Here is a 14,106-nt window from a genome sequence, read left to right on the forward strand (position 1 = left end):
CCTCTGGGCACCATCTTTCTTAAGCTTTTCTTACTTTTCCATCAACAATATTTAATTTTCCTATTACGTTTTTCAAAAAACATCATTTCAGCTTGTTCCCAATAGTAAAGATAATAATTTTCATTGTGCAATTATTGCTCTATGTTAATCTTTTAACCGAGTAGTAGTTGGAGTTTTGGATATGAACAACCCTCAGGCTATACACCCTCAATACATCACGACAGAAGATGGCACTAAGACTTCTGTAATTCTTTCTATTGAAGAATATGAAAGTTTAATGGAAGACATTGCGGATTTGGCGGCTGTAGCTGAGCGCCGAGAAGAAACCTTTGTTAGTCATGAAGACTTACTTAAAGAACTAAAAAAAGATGGATCCATATAGAATTGTTTGGAAGAAGTCTGCAAGTAAAGAATTGCGTAAACTAGAACGAAAACATATTTCCTCCATAATCACAGCAATCGAAGGACTCGCTGCCAATCCATTTCCGGCTGGAAATAAAAAGCTAATTGGAAGTGAACATACCTTCCGAATTCGAGTTTTAAACTACCGGGTTATCTATTCCGTTGAAAACAATGAATTGCTTATTGAAGTGATTCGAGTTGGTCATAGGAAAGATGTGTACAGGGTTAAGTCATGACTCTTGAATGAGGCAGCAGCATTCATTTCGTGTTCGATTAATTATTCCATCCCATCCACAATGGGTCATCACTCTTAACCGATAATTCTCAAAATTCCTGAAACCGTACGCTCTTCTCGATAGCATTTCCGTTTTCGTATGGAAATCTTCAGTTATGCCATTGCTTTTTCTAACTGCTGTTACTTTTCGGGGGGGATTACATTACCTACCAATACTAATCTCTAAATGCCCACCAAGCGCCTCAGCGTAGCGACTCAATGTTTTAATTGTTGGGTTGCCATTGGCGCTTTCTAACCGAGCGACAACGGATTGTTTGGTATTCATGCGTTTGGCTATTTCAGATTGGCTCAAGCCTGATTTTTCTCTTGCTTGTATGAGCACTTTGGCAAGGTTAAATTCGGCTTCAAGTTTGTTGTACTCTTGCTTGTACTCGTCGTCTTTTAGCCATTCTTTATGTAATTCAGTGATTCTGGTCATGTTTCACTTCCTTAGCGCGTTCTAGCGCTAATTTGATTTCTTTACGCGGCGTTTTTTGAGTCTTTTTGATGAAGGCTCTTAATACGATAATTCTTTTCTTGTGGGCTGTGATGTACAAGGCTCGTGATATGCCATCTTTGCCTTTAATTCGATATGCTTTATGTGAGGCTCTCGTACGTTCTCTAATCCCACAGACTCGATAAGCTCAACGACTCGCACAAAACGTGCTTTCATATCCTTGGGTAGTGAAGCAATTTCTTCATCTACCAACTCATTCAATGTTTCGACTATCCATTTCATAGGTTCTACAGTATAGCATATATGCTATATTCTCAAGTTTAAAATCAAAACGCATTGTTGCCCCCTGCCGGGGGCGCAGTTCTCCCAAATCCGAGTGACGCTGAATTGTTGGCTCGATGAATTTCTCGCTTGTTACGGCGAGGCGGGGAATTCTCCTTCACACGATGACGGTGGAAGCCCTGCGAGGCATAGGTTGCGAACCTTAGGACGTGCAAACTACCACCGCCACGGGTGACCAATTCGTGGAAATGCGCTTGCACTCGGGAGCGTAACATGTCTATCTTTCATTAAGTTGTTTTTAGTTTCCAAAAGGATACTTTTCACTTTCTTGTATACAAGCTCTGAGAGCATGCTTAGGCATAACCAATACTTTTTCTTCAACAGGATGAATTGCTTTCCTAAGAGATGTACTATGCTAGTTACTTACCCAAGTGGTGAGTGCAGTATTAGCAGTATCAAGAGAAGCGATAATAAGAATGATAAAAAATTGGAAAAATGCGCTGGTATTTCCCGATTGTTCTATTAGAGAAGTCGTCAAAATTATCGACAGGGAGTCAATGAGGGCAGCTTTCATTGTTGATCAAGAAGAGAAGCTGCTTGGCGTTGTAACTGATGGCGATGTACGGCGTGCTCTACTAAAAAATATTGATTTTGACACGCCTGTACAAGAGATCATGAATTCTCGCCCTTTGACTTGCACCCCATGCCAAAGTCGTCAAACCATCAAGTCTATTATCGAGCAGCATAAACTATTGCACATGCCTATTGTCAGTGATGGCAAGATTGTTGATGTAGTCACTCTCGAAGATTTTTCGGCAATGGCACGGATTGATAATCCTGTTTTTATCATGGCGGGAGGGTTTGGTTCTCGATTAAGTCCCCTAACTGATGATTGCCCTAAACCTATGCTAAATGTAGGCGGCAAGCCCATTCTTGAAAGTATTATTTCGCGCTTTATTCAGCAAGGCTTCTATAAGTTTTATATATCGGTTTATTACAAGTCCGAGATAATTACTTCATATTTTGGTGATGGCAGTTCCCTGGGGATTGAAATTCACTATATTAATGAAACTAAACCATTAGGTACGGCAGGCGCTTTAGGTCTACTTCCTGCCAATTTGCCCAGGTTACCTATGATTTTGATTAATGCTGATATTTTAACTTTAGTTAATATCCAGCAGTTACTTGATTATCACACTCAAAACCCTGCCATTGCTACTATGTGCGTTCAGCAGTATGAGTATGCCATTCCTTATGGTGTCGTTGAGTTTAATGAAGGTCAAGTAACGTCAATTAAAGAGAAACCTTCTTACAGTGTTTTTGTTAACGCCGGTATTTATGTATTGGAGCCAGAATTTATTCATAGCGTTGAGCATAATAAACATATTGATATGCCAGATTTGGTAAATCGTAAAATTGAGTCTGGTGAACAAGTGAATGTGTATCCTTTGCGTGATTATTGGCTTGATATTGGCAGAAAACAGGACTTTGAAAAAGCGCAAATTGAATACTACCAAGTCTTTGATGAATAAGATTATTTCTCTGGATCCGTATTGATATGATTGCTGGAAAAAAGGTGTTGGCAGTGATTCCTGCTCGTGGTGGTTCGAAAGGATTGCCAGGGAAGAATATAAGGGAATTGCATGGTAAACCTCTAATTGTGTGGTCAATTGAGCTGGCGAATCAGTCAGCAACGATTGATAGGGTTGTTGTTTCAACTGATGACGAACATATAGTCAGAATTGCAGAACAAGCTGGAGCGGATGTGCCTTTCCTGCGTCCCGCAGAATTGGCAACGGACTTTTCTCCCACAAAAGATGCGTTGGTACACTGCCTTGATAATCTGCCGGAGTCTTACGATATCCTGGTTTTGCTCCAACCCACTTCTCCTTTACGAACTCGAAAAACTCTAGAGGCTTGCATTTCATTATGTGCCGAATCCGATAAAACCGTTATTTCAGTCTCAAAGAACAAAAAAGCGGTGGAATGGATGTTCTATCGTCATGAGAATGGTTTGGAATATGTATTGGGGGATGCAAATCGACCAACGCGAAGGCAATACTGTAAACCAGTGTATTACGTTGATGGCTGCGTTTACTGTATGCCCGTTGCCGGGTTTAAAGATAGCACCGTTATTTTTGATGAAAACTCACTTACCGTTGTATCAGAAGAACAAGAGTCGGTGGATATTGATAGCATTTCAGATTTTGAATATTGCGAGTATTTGTTTAAGAGGAAAGAGTTGAATGACAATTAAGGCGCCAAGTCAGGTTGATTATTCAAAATTTGAGCCCGAAGCCGAGATTACGGAAACCAAATATGGTTTGCCATTAGAGGTTAAGTATTGCAAACGTTGTGTCATCTCAAATCAACGACCTAACTCAGCGCTTGAATATAAACACAATAAAGACTCTAAAAAGAAAACCATCAATTTTACAGAAGAGGGTATTTGTGAGGCTTGTGTTCAGGCTGAGCGCAAGAAAAAGATCATCAACTGGGAAGAGCGTGATCAGCAGTTAAGAGAATTATGTAATCGCTATCGTAAGCATGATGGTAGTTATGACTGCCTGGTTCCCGGCTCTGGTGGCAAAGACAGTTTCTATGCCGCTTATAAATTGAAGTATGAGTATGGTATGAACCCTTTAACCGTAACCTGGGCTCCGCATATTTATACCGACTGGGGATACAAGAACTTTCATGCATGGATTAATGCGGGCTTCGATAATCAACTGGTTACACCGAATGGGCGAATTCACCGGTTGCTAACCCGTTTAGCGGTTGATGTTCTGTTTCACCCATTCCAGCCTTTTATGTTAGGGCAGAAATTCCTCGCACCTAAACTGGCTGCTCAGCTCAATATTCCATTGGTCTTCTTTGGTGAAAACGAGGCGGAATACGGCAACCCCATTGCCGATAATGACTCAGCTTTGCGTGACAAGCGCTATTTCACTACAGAAGATCGTAACAAGGTCATGATTGGTGGCGTCAGTGTGCAGGAATTGGAAGAGGAATTTGGAGTCACGAAGAACGAACTATCTCCTTATATGCCTGCTGATCCTCAAATTATCCATGATGCTGCTGTTGAAGTGCATTATCTGGGTTACTACCTGAAATGGCATCCGCAGAGTTGCTATTACTACGCTGTTGAACATGGTGGATTTCAGGCTTCACCGGAGAGAACCACAGGCACTTATAGTAAATACAATAGTATCGATGACAAGATCGACGATTTTCACTACCACACATCCGGCGTTAAGTTTGGTATTGGCCGTGCGACCTATGATGCTGCTCAAGAAATTCGCTCTGGCGACATTACCCGTGAAGAAGGCGTGGCACTGGTTCACCGGTATGATCATGAATATCCAGAACGTTTTGCTGATGAAGTGTTTGATTATTTATCAATAAAAGAAAGCGAATTGCCTGCGGCCTACAAACAATTCGAAGAACCTACCTTTACCCGGGAATATTACGAAAAACTGGCTGACAGCTACCGTTCACCACATTTATGGATGAAAGAAAATGGAGTGTGGAAACTCCGCCATACGGTGAAGTAATTGATGAGAAATATACGTGTTATTGCGCGTTTGGATGTAAAGGGGCCGAACCTGATTAAAGGCATCCACCTTGAAGGTTTACGAGTTGTGGGCGATCCACATGCCTTCTCAAACGATTATTTCAATCAAGGCATCGACGAGATCATTTATATGGACGCCGTGGCTTCTTTATATGGTCGCAACAGCCTGACTGAAATTGTTGAGAGCATGTCTCGAAATATCTTCATTCCTATTACTGTCGGTGGTGGTATTCGTAGTGTTGATGATGCATGGGCTTTGTTCCGTAGTGGTGCTGACAAAGTTGCTTTGAATACGGCTGCCATCGCTAATCCGGAATTAATCACTTTAATTTCCCAGCGTTTTGGTAATCAGGCTGTGGTTGTTTCCATTGAGGCAAAAGCCAAGCCTGGCGGTAAGTGGGAAGCTTATGTGGATAATGGTCGTGAAAAGACAGGCGTTGATGTTGTTACATGGGCAAAAGAAGTCGAGCGTTTGGGCGCTGGTGAGATATTACTGACTTCTGTGGATAAAGAAGGAACTCAACGAGGCTTTGATTTGCCGCTTATTAAAAGCGTGAGTAATGAGGTGAATATTCCTGTTATCGCAAGCGGTGGAATGGGTTCTCTGCAAGATTTTAAAGCCTGTGTTCTTGATGCCAATGCCGATGCAGTCGCCATTGCTCATATGCTGCATTATAAGAAGTTGTCTGTGAGCGATATTAAAGCTTTCGCGTTGTCCAACGGCATTCCAGTGAGGCCATAAGTGAAGGCGTTTGAGCAAGAAAAAGCATCAAGTCGAGTGACAGTGATTGACTATCAGTGTGGCAATCTGAGAAGTGTCGAGCAAGCGTTGCTTCACTGTGGCGCAGAAGTAGAAGTAACGTCTGATCCTCAAAAGGTGTTAAACGCAGATAAATTGATTCTACCCGGTGTCGGCGCTTATCCGGTCGGAATGTCGCATTTGAAAGACTTGGGATTGGTAGAACCGATATTGCATAAAGCCCGGCAGGGAACGCCTTTATTGGGGATTTGCCTGGGTATGCAGTTATTGTTCGAGCATAGTGGAGAACATGGTGGAGCCAATGGGCTTGGTTTGATTAAAGGCCAGGTAAAGCGTATTCAAGCAAACGAGACCAGAACCGAGACCAGAACAAAGCTGCCGCATATTGGTTGGAATGAGATCACCATTCAGAAAGATAATTGCTTACTTTGTGATACCGATTATTTCTACTTTGTTCATACTTATGCTGCTATTCCCGAAGATCCTGAGGCAATTCTGGCGTCTTCAATGTATGGCGATGTTGAATTTTGTGCAGCCGTTTCCAGTGGTAATGTATGGGGAATGCAATTTCATCCAGAGAACAGCTCCACACAAGGTTTGAGTATTCTGTCTCGTTTTGTGCAATTGTAATGACCTCATGAGCGATACTTTGAATCCAGTCCTCCAACATTTTGTAGATAGTTTTTGTGGCTGCTTTTATGGAATATAGAAAAGAGATCGATGGGCTAAGGGCGGTTGCGGTACTACCTGTTGTCTTTTTTCATGCTGGTGTGGGAGGCTTTAGTGGTGGTTATGTTGGCGTTGATATATTTTTCGTCATTAGTGGCTATTTGATAACCTCCCTGATCTTAAGCGAGTCATCTCGAGGGACATTTCGATTCTCAGAGTTCTATGAACGTCGGGTTCGCAGAATATTACCTGCCCTTTTTTTCGTTATATCTGCTTGTATTCCGCTTAGCTTCATATTGATGACTCCCGCTCAGTTGGAAAGTTTTTCAAGGAGCATTGTTTCATCTGTCTTTTTCTCCTCTAACTTCCATTTTTTTATCGAGGATGGATATTTTGCGAGCGCATCGGAAACAAAGCCTCTTTTGCATACATGGAGTTTATCCATTGAGGAACAGTTCTATATTCTGTTTCCTGCAGCGTTACTGATGTTAATCTCATTCTCAGGTAAAGCGCTCCCCTGGATAATTGCTTTCGTTGCCTTTTTAAGCCTTATATTTGCTCAATGGAGTGGCAATTTAATTGGTGAGCCACCCTTTATAGAGAATAACCTTCGATGGTTTGATCAGTCTTTTTTAGCGTCGTATTACATGCCTTTTGGGCGAGCGTGGGAATTACTATCTGGAGCGTTACTGGCAATCTATTTATCACGTTCCAGAGAATATTCCAAACCAGTACAGAACGTGGGTTCTTTATTGGGATTCTCATTACTATGTTGTTCTATTTTCCTGTTTGATAAGAACACACCTTTTCCCAGTTTTTACACATTGATTCCTGTTATTGGAACCATGCTGATTATTTGGTTTGCTAGACCTGATACCTTCATTGGCAAAATGCTATCGAGCAAGTTATTTGTGGGCGTTGGATTGATTTCATATAGCTTGTATTTGTGGCATCAACCTATTCTGGCGTATGTCAGGCTGATTTCTCCAGACTGGTTGGAATCCCATGCCACCTATACCGTATTGGCCTCATGCTTGTTGATTAGTTTTGTTAGTTGGAAATATGTAGAGGCTCCTTTTAGAGATAGAAAACGAGTTTCAAAGAGAGTATTGATACTTGGGTTGTCCTCTATCACCGCTGTCAATATCACTTATGCAACGATGGCTATCACTAGTGAGGGGTTTATCAGCCGATATCCTTTAGAAGATCAAAAGTTGCTGGCAATGAATGAGAAGGAAATGGCCTCTTATACTCCCAAGTATTTCAAAGAGTATAGATTGCAAGACTTTGACGAGGGCAAGTACAAACTGTTTTTGATCGGGGATAGTTTTGCCATGGACTTTCTTAATATGGGTATGGAAAGCGGTCATTTTTCTAATGTCTCAATTTCTACACACCATATTGAGCGCCAATGTGGAATAGTGTTTTCTGAGAAAGCTATTGCTGAAAATGTTGCTGCAGACGACAAAGTCTATTGCGATAGGAGAGGACGTTTTGAAGCATCAACAGTGAAGTTGTTACTCAATCAGGCTGATATGGTTATTCTTGCATCTCGATGGAGTGACTGGGTATCCGATAATCTGGAAGATACGCTGGAAAACCTGAAACTGCTTGGAGCTAAAAAGGTGGTTATTTTGGGAAGTAAAAACTTTGGTAAGTTTGATGTGAGAACATTTTTGGATACTTCTTTGGATTACAAAATTAACTTTAAAAATACTACTGATAGTAGAGAAGTTAGTATTATTAAATCGATGGCAACGGAACTTCGTGATGATGAGTTTGTTGATGTTCAAATGATGATTTGTGGTTCATATTTGAAATGTCCGCTGTTCACCACTGAGGGAGAGCTGGTGACATTGGATGGAAGCCATCTCACTCAACAAGGAGCCCGATATTTTGGCAATGCTGTTTTTGAGTCAGAGCTTTTAAAGCCGTTGAATTAAAAAGGTTATTCTTGCTGAGTATGGCAGGGTATGTGTTGAATTTGAAATTGCCCCTAATTTAAGAGCAACCAGTATGAATCTACAGAAAATAAATAAGCTGTTAAAAGACCCGATTGGGATTGGCTTATATTTTCTGTTTGAGAAATGGCGTACTCAAGATGGTCGAAGAGTGCTAAGCACTAACCTGTACAAGAAGCTAGCCAAGCGCATAAACCGTAGAAAATATTTCCGATTCCAACCCGCTCGGGACCGGTTTTTAAAACAGTTTCTCGAACAACATCCAACCGAATATCCCAACAATTTCATGCAAGATGGATGGACGCTCTTTGAGCAGGATTACTTTCCCCATACTGCTGACGTGGTTCGATTGGGAAAGGAAATGTTTGAAGCTCGTGGCGCTGATGTCAGCAGAAAGGTCATGCCCTATTCCATCGCTCACTTTGATGAACTGTTGAACATTGACGCTTTTTATCAATTCGCCTTTTCTGAAAAAATGATTGCCCATGCGGCTAAATATATTGGTGAGTATCCGGTATTGGTGAGCATTGAATTATTACGAAGTGATCCAAAACCAGAACAAGCCTGGATTGAAAGCCAACAACTTCACCTTGATGTGATTGATTCAAAAGTATTTCGGGTTGTTGTTCTGGTCAGTGATGTGGATGAACAAAATGGCCCCTTCACTTTTTATCCTGCTTCGGTGTCAGACAAAATTAAACGGGATAAAAAGATCAAATATGGTTCACCTCTTTCAAGCATGAATATAGAGGATGCCAGAATGGGGGATTATGCTAATGAAGATATTGTTGAAATTAGCGGGCAAGCCGGGAAGGTTCTCACGGTCGACACCTGCAACTGTTTTCATTATGGTTCGCGAGCCAAGTCCCGTTCTCGTTGTGTGCTGATGCTAAGTTACGCTTCTCCTGCTTTGGAGAATTTACGCGGTAGTATGAAGTTGGATTTGATCCCGGATATTCGTGCTTCTGATCCTGAATTTGTGAAGCTGGTTAAGGATAAGGAATATATGCCAACCGAAGCCCCTTCGATATTGCAGGATTAAAGCCATGGTGAGCCAAATAATATGTTCTTAGCCGATACAAGTAGAATATGACAGCTTCTTTACCCAAAAGAATTTTCAACAATATCAATTGGATATTGGTTGAAAAAGTCAGTAAAGCTGGCTTGACTGCTTTAACCAGTATACTCGTCGCACGGTATTTGGGTGCTGATGGCTTAGGTGCGATTTCTATTGCTTTGACCCTTTACTCCATTTTTGCAGTATTTGGTACGTTAGGATTGGAACGTTTTCTGCTGAAAGAGCTGGAAACGCAAGATTGCGTACCGGAGAAACTCATAGGCGGCTCTCTTCTATTAAGGCTTTTCGGTGCCTTTCTAGCCTCTGCGTTAATGAATTTTGTAGTGCCATTTGCTTATCCTGACAATAGCCAATTGCAGTTGATGGTGTTTGTTTTGTCATTTGCCTTTTTCATCGCAGTTGGCAACGTTTTCGAAGTATTTTATCGACACCAACTACGTTCAAAATATGTCACAGTTGTTCGGGTCTTGGGATTGTTCGCTTCGGCATTTTCCAAGTTGTTGATTATCTGGCTTGGATTAGATGTCGTCTGGTTCACATTGCCGGTATTACTTGAGACTGCGGTTGTCAGTATCAGCTTTATGTTTCTGCGTTATCGGGATCCTGAATTAGCGCTGGACAAGTTACAGTTTCAACTTACTGAATCCAAGAGAATCTTAAATGCTTCCTGGCCGTTATTTTTTAGTGGTTTGGTGGGAACATTATATTTTCAATTGGACAAAGTCGTTATTTATCAATATCTGGATGAAGCCTCTTTGGGGCGCTATACCTTGTTGTTTCAGTTGGTTTCTATTCTGACGTTTTTGATTCATTCCATTAATCTGTCTGTTACGCCTATGCTCAATAAACTGTATTTTGAGTCTGTGGAGCGTTTTTGGCAGAGATATCGGGAGGTCACTGCACTGAAAAGTATATTGGCTTTGCTGGTGGGAATTGGGTTAGTTGGGCTTGGTAACATAGTGATCCCTTTTCTTGTGGGAGACGAGTTCATTTATTCAACGAGTTTGTTTTTGATATTTGCTTGTTACTTTGTGTTTGTCAGCATCGGCTCGTTGCAGGCTGAATATTGTGTGTTGATAGGTGTGGTTAAGCCTTTGTTTTATCTTCGTGTTATTACTTTAAGTGTGAATCTGGTTCTAAATATCATACTGATACCAATTTGGGGATTGGAGGGAGCGGCTTTTGCATCTGTGGCGAGTTACTTTTTAAATCAATTCATTCTACCTTGCCTGATTAGAGAAATGAGGCCGATGATAAGGCACAATATTGCTGCGTTGAATTTACTTATAGACGGCAAGTTTTACCGTGACATCTATGTAAAAAGTAGAATGTTGGTTTAGTCAAAATTTATTATTGTTATTCATTGAAGCGATGCACACTCGATATATTTTTCTTCATCAAGTCAAAACCGCAGGCAAAACCTTAGAGAAGTTTTTGCTCAGAAAATATGGAGAAGCATTTTGTAAAACCACGCTGGTTTTTCAAGAAGAGTCTTTAGGTAATATTTACGATATTTTGCGCTCAAAAGATCATGACAAGATCGCTACTGTTAATCAGGCAAAACTGGTAACAGGACATTATCCATATGGGATTCACTCTATGCTGGAAGGGGAGTCTCGATACTTCACTTTACTGCGAGACCCGGTGGATCGAATACGTTCCTACTATGTTTATTCGCTTCATAATGAAGGCTCAAAAATTGGTTTATATCTGAAACAGAACAAGATTAGCCTGGAACAGTTTGTTCAATTAGAGAGGAAGGATATTGAAAAGTCAGGTGTTCACGAATTGAATTACGTACTGGAAGATGGGCAAGCAAAAATCATCGCTGGTGACGATATTTTAATTGGCGATAATTATGGTCAAGAGTTGAGAAGTAAAGCTGAGGATAATATTGCCAGAGACTTTGATTTTGTTGGTGTAACTGAGCTTTTCGATGAATCATTTATTGAAATATGTAAATTATTGGGTTTCGGTGCTTTTAATTTATACATTACTCACAATAAAGCCGTTACCAGTGTTGATGTTTCTGATAACGTTAGACGAATCGTTTTAGAGAGAAATCAGATTGATCAGCAAATGCATCGTCAACGTCTTGATGCAATGCGAGCGAATTCGGGTACTTTTATGGATAAGCTTGCTCAAAGCTATCTAAAGTGCGGTACTTCGTTAGTCGATTTTTACGTGAAAATGAGAACGTGACAGTTAGCTTATATGTCCCTCAATAATATGAATAATAAAAGACTATTGGTTTGCAGCTATCAACCCTATTCCGTTCTTACCGTTCAAAAATTCACGCAAGAATTGAATTGGCAACCTGCTGTCTGGTTTGTTGCGGATGAAAACCGTGAGTTGGTCAAACAGCACTATCCAAACGCCTTGCAATATGATTATTTTGATGTGGTTAAAGGGATCCTGCCTAAAGGCGTGTTGCTATCAGATATTACTCCTCCTTCCCCTGACGAGCTTGAAAGGCTCGCCAAATATGAACACAACTTTCTCTATATGTTGCAGCGCAATGACTCGAATGATTCCGCTTTTGAGTATAAAGAACGTTTGGCTTTTTATTACCATATTTTGGGACTTTGGAAGCACATCATTCGAAAGTATGAAATTGATTTGATCTGGTTTGAGGAGGAACCTCACCAAGCTGCCGATTATGGCCTTTATCTGGTCGCCAAATTGCTTGGTATTCAGACCATTATGACCACACGCACCATCTCGGAGCTGGGTATTTTGCCTTATCACGACTTTGAAGACGGTTTTCCTGAGTTAAATCAGCGTTATGCCGAGTTGGCTGAGCGTTTTTATTCTTCAGAGGAGAAAATAGAGATTTCCCAGCAGATTGAAGCCTATTTTCAGAAATTGAATGCAGATTATCAGACGATCCTTAAAGAGCATCTTTGGGATCAGGTAGACGAATACAACAAGTTAGCATCGAAGAAAAAGTTTAATCTACCTTCTTTGAAGACTATTAAGAAAACATGGGCAACAGCATGGAATGTGGCTGCGCGCTTTATCAAAAACACAGCGATTCGTTCAGATCAGTACAAAGCCGGACATACCATGATGAGTTCCCACTATTCTTATCGGGAATACATCATTAATAAGCTCAAGGCAATCCATACAAAACGCAAGATTAAACAGGTTTATGAGCGCTTTGCGGTGACAGATATGAATACTTTACCCAAAGGGAAAAAGTTCATTTATGTTGCGTTGCAATACCAGCCGGAAAAGTCCACTTGCCCGCTTGCGGGGCGTTTTGTTGATCAGCGTTATTTGGTTAAGTGGTTGGTTTCTCAATTAGATGACTCCTGGCATATTTTGGTGAAAGAGCATCCTAGCCAGTTTATTAGCAGCTACACTCGCTTTGGCGAATGTTTTCGTGACGAGCGTTATTATCAAGAGCTGAATGATATTCCCAATGTGTCGTTAATGGGATTATCTCTGGATTCATTTAAGCTTATGTCTTCTTGCGAAGCGGTTGCCTCTGCTGGCGGAACTGTTTGTTGGGAAGCGGTTGCCAGAGGTATTCCGGCATTGAGCTTTGCTATTTCATGGTTTCGTCCATGCCATGGTGTCTTTTACATTGCAGAGCAAAATCACCTAAAAGATGCGGTACAAAGTATTGAGGATGGTTTTAAACCAGAACCTTATTTGGTGAAAGCCTACGCTCAGTTGATCAAGGATTATGATTTTTATGCCGCTATTGGCGGCGCTTCCAGCTTGAATTATAAAAATATAGATGAAGAGTTAAATGCCCAAGCTCATTTCCAGGCAATTAAACACCTTATTGCATAAGCTGTTGGCGCAGTCGATTGCGTTTAATTTGCTGCATATGTTGTATCACTACGTGAAAATTAAGGTATGGGGACGGCAGTCTATCGAGCCTGTTGGTAAATTCACTCAGTCTGGCCATAAACGGAAATTGGCCATTATCGGGTGTGGGCCAAGTGTTAATGATTTAGATGATGATTTTTTTGAGCAGCTTGGCGATTATGATGTTGCGGCATTTAGCTACGCAGCTTTGTTGCCTGTGAATATTGAGTTTTATTTTTACGAGTTGCCCAGAGGTACGTTATTAAGGCAACACCAACAGTTTTTATATCCCGAGCTTGTAAAAAAACAGGAAAAGGGAATGCTGCGGCATTTCATATTGAAAAACACTAATGCAAAAGGCAAGCAACTGCTTGAACCGTTTTCTGAATTGAAATTATCAATCACGTTTCCAATACACTTGAGATCAACCCGAAAGTTAGCGCAGTTGCTGGATATTCTGGATTTCTTTAAATTGACATCGAGATATTTTTTTCAGCCAAGAGCCTCTTTGTTTTCTATCTGTCATTGGGCGGATGCCATGGGATATGAGGAAATCTTGCTGGTGGGCATTGATTTGAATTCATCGAAATATTTCTATGAAGAAAACAGTAAATGGCTAACGGTTAAAATTCCCAATCCTTTTTCTGATGAAGAATTATCTTCCGGAGTCCATCCTGTTAACGATGAAAAAATAGGCATCAAGCTTACCGATGCCATGTTGGTGTTAAGCAAAAGATTAAAGGCCAAGGTCTATTTGACGAATCCAGAGTCTGCACTTGCTTCAATGTTTGAATGTAAAAACGAAAATAGAAAAGCCTGATATCTGAGCA

16 protein-coding genes and 1 pseudogene are annotated in these 14,106 nt (G+C 40.9%); 13 read left to right on the top strand and 4 right to left on the bottom strand.

Annotation, left to right across the window (positions count from 1 at the left end):
• Positions 1 to 181 precede the first annotated feature (181 nt).
• Both KIH87_RS01840 and KIH87_RS19470 read left to right on the top strand, forming a co-directional pair.
• Positions 182 to 382 (top strand): type II toxin-antitoxin system Phd/YefM family antitoxin, encoded by a 201-nt coding sequence (locus KIH87_RS01840; RefSeq protein WP_232359840.1) that lies wholly within the window; start codon positions 182 to 184, stop codon positions 380 to 382.
• Entirely contained in the window at positions 369 to 638 is a 270-nt protein-coding gene (locus KIH87_RS19470) for a type II toxin-antitoxin system RelE family toxin (RefSeq protein ID WP_408635778.1), read from the top strand. The genes KIH87_RS01840 and KIH87_RS19470 overlap by 14 nt, the downstream gene beginning before the upstream one ends.
• Here KIH87_RS19470 and KIH87_RS01845 read toward each other — a convergent pair.
• The 4 genes and pseudogenes from KIH87_RS01845 to KIH87_RS01855 form a co-directional block, all read right to left on the bottom strand.
• A pseudogene (locus KIH87_RS01845) lies at positions 633 to 806 on the bottom strand (transposase); the annotation flags it as partial. The gene KIH87_RS19470 and the pseudogene KIH87_RS01845 overlap by 6 nt on opposite strands.
• A gap of 33 nt (positions 807 to 839) precedes the next feature.
• Positions 840 to 1,115 (bottom strand): helix-turn-helix domain-containing protein, encoded by a 276-nt coding sequence (locus KIH87_RS01850; protein WP_232359842.1) that lies wholly within the window; start codon positions 1,113 to 1,115, stop codon positions 840 to 842.
• Positions 1,099 to 1,233 carry a type II toxin-antitoxin system RelE/ParE family toxin gene (locus KIH87_RS19475; RefSeq protein ID WP_408635780.1) on the bottom strand — a complete coding sequence of 45 codons (135 nt, stop codon included), beginning with the start codon at positions 1,231 to 1,233 and terminating at the stop codon, positions 1,099 to 1,101. Before KIH87_RS19475 ends, KIH87_RS01850 begins: the two co-directional genes overlap by 17 nt.
• Positions 1,194 to 1,415: a hypothetical protein gene (locus KIH87_RS01855; RefSeq protein ID WP_232359843.1), complete on the bottom strand. Its 222-nt coding sequence runs from the start codon at positions 1,413 to 1,415 to the stop codon at positions 1,194 to 1,196. Before KIH87_RS01855 ends, KIH87_RS19475 begins: the two co-directional genes overlap by 40 nt.
• Positions 1,416 to 1,849: 434 nt before the next feature.
• Here KIH87_RS01855 and KIH87_RS01860 point away from each other — a divergent pair, with 434 nt between their 5' ends.
• From KIH87_RS01860 to KIH87_RS01910, 11 genes are all read left to right on the top strand, one after another.
• Positions 1,850 to 2,947 carry a nucleotidyltransferase family protein gene (locus tag KIH87_RS01860; protein WP_232359844.1) on the top strand — a complete coding sequence of 366 codons (1,098 nt, stop codon included), beginning with the start codon at positions 1,850 to 1,852 and terminating at the stop codon, positions 2,945 to 2,947.
• A 26-nt stretch (positions 2,948 to 2,973) separates the two neighbouring features.
• Positions 2,974 to 3,672 (top strand): acylneuraminate cytidylyltransferase family protein, encoded by a 699-nt coding sequence (locus KIH87_RS01865; RefSeq protein ID WP_232359845.1) that lies wholly within the window; start codon positions 2,974 to 2,976, stop codon positions 3,670 to 3,672.
• The gene (locus KIH87_RS01870) at positions 3,662 to 4,969 is read left to right on the top strand and encodes an N-acetyl sugar amidotransferase (protein ID WP_232359846.1); all 1,308 of its coding nucleotides are present in this window, start codon (positions 3,662 to 3,664) and stop codon (positions 4,967 to 4,969) included. Before KIH87_RS01865 ends, KIH87_RS01870 begins: the two co-directional genes overlap by 11 nt.
• 3 nt (positions 4,970 to 4,972) lie before the next feature.
• Positions 4,973 to 5,731: an imidazole glycerol phosphate synthase subunit HisF gene (gene hisF / locus KIH87_RS01875; protein ID WP_232359847.1), complete on the top strand. Its 759-nt coding sequence runs from the start codon at positions 4,973 to 4,975 to the stop codon at positions 5,729 to 5,731.
• On the top strand, positions 5,732 to 6,379 hold the full coding sequence (gene hisH / locus KIH87_RS01880) for an imidazole glycerol phosphate synthase subunit HisH (RefSeq protein ID WP_232359848.1): 648 nt from the start codon (positions 5,732 to 5,734) through the stop codon (positions 6,377 to 6,379).
• A gap of 68 nt (positions 6,380 to 6,447) precedes the next feature.
• A complete protein-coding gene (locus tag KIH87_RS01885) occupies positions 6,448 to 8,361 on the top strand; it encodes an acyltransferase family protein (RefSeq protein WP_232359849.1) in 1,914 nt (637 codons plus the stop codon).
• 73 nt (positions 8,362 to 8,434) lie between these two features.
• Positions 8,435 to 9,421, top strand: coding sequence for a phytanoyl-CoA dioxygenase family protein (locus KIH87_RS01890; protein ID WP_232359850.1), 987 nt, complete (start codon positions 8,435 to 8,437; stop codon positions 9,419 to 9,421).
• A gap of 47 nt (positions 9,422 to 9,468) precedes the next feature.
• Positions 9,469 to 10,797, top strand: a complete 1,329-nt coding sequence (locus tag KIH87_RS01895) for a flippase (RefSeq protein WP_232359851.1) — start codon at positions 9,469 to 9,471, stop codon at positions 10,795 to 10,797.
• Between the two features lie 94 nt (positions 10,798 to 10,891).
• A complete protein-coding gene (locus KIH87_RS01900) occupies positions 10,892 to 11,659 on the top strand; it encodes a sulfotransferase family 2 domain-containing protein (RefSeq protein ID WP_232359852.1) in 768 nt (255 codons plus the stop codon).
• 27 nt (positions 11,660 to 11,686) lie between these two features.
• Positions 11,687 to 13,258 (top strand): hypothetical protein, encoded by a 1,572-nt coding sequence (locus tag KIH87_RS01905; RefSeq protein WP_232359853.1) that lies wholly within the window; start codon positions 11,687 to 11,689, stop codon positions 13,256 to 13,258.
• Positions 13,215 to 14,096 carry a hypothetical protein gene (locus KIH87_RS01910; protein WP_232359854.1) on the top strand — a complete coding sequence of 294 codons (882 nt, stop codon included), beginning with the start codon at positions 13,215 to 13,217 and terminating at the stop codon, positions 14,094 to 14,096. The genes KIH87_RS01905 and KIH87_RS01910 overlap by 44 nt, the downstream gene beginning before the upstream one ends.
• Positions 14,097 to 14,106: the final 10 nt, after the last annotated feature.

Source organism: Paraneptunicella aestuarii, from assembly GCF_019900845.1.
In the GTDB taxonomy this organism is placed as follows: Bacteria; Pseudomonadota; Gammaproteobacteria; order Enterobacterales; family Alteromonadaceae; genus Paraneptunicella; species Paraneptunicella aestuarii.

Coding starts and splice junctions, on each gene's coding strand:
- KIH87_RS01870 (WP_232359846.1), top strand. CDS start 3,662: ATGACAATTAAGGCGCCAAGTCAGGTTGATTATTCAAAATTTGAGCCC.
- KIH87_RS01905 (WP_232359853.1), top strand. CDS start 11,687: ATGAATAATAAAAGACTATTGGTTTGCAGCTATCAACCCTATTCCGTT.
- KIH87_RS01865 (WP_232359845.1), top strand. CDS start 2,974: ATGATTGCTGGAAAAAAGGTGTTGGCAGTGATTCCTGCTCGTGGTGGT.
- KIH87_RS01885 (WP_232359849.1), top strand. CDS start 6,448: ATGGAATATAGAAAAGAGATCGATGGGCTAAGGGCGGTTGCGGTACTA.
- hisF (WP_232359847.1), top strand. CDS start 4,973: ATGAGAAATATACGTGTTATTGCGCGTTTGGATGTAAAGGGGCCGAAC.
- KIH87_RS01855 (WP_232359843.1), bottom strand. CDS start 1,415: ATGAAATGGATAGTCGAAACATTGAATGAGTTGGTAGATGAAGAAATT.
- KIH87_RS01840 (WP_232359840.1), top strand. CDS start 182: ATGAACAACCCTCAGGCTATACACCCTCAATACATCACGACAGAAGAT.
- KIH87_RS01850 (WP_232359842.1), bottom strand. CDS start 1,115: ATGACCAGAATCACTGAATTACATAAAGAATGGCTAAAAGACGACGAG.
- KIH87_RS01895 (WP_232359851.1), top strand. CDS start 9,469: ATGACAGCTTCTTTACCCAAAAGAATTTTCAACAATATCAATTGGATA.
- KIH87_RS19470 (WP_408635778.1), top strand. CDS start 369: ATGGATCCATATAGAATTGTTTGGAAGAAGTCTGCAAGTAAAGAATTG.
- KIH87_RS01890 (WP_232359850.1), top strand. CDS start 8,435: ATGAATCTACAGAAAATAAATAAGCTGTTAAAAGACCCGATTGGGATT.
- KIH87_RS01910 (WP_232359854.1), top strand. CDS start 13,215: ATGCCCAAGCTCATTTCCAGGCAATTAAACACCTTATTGCATAAGCTG.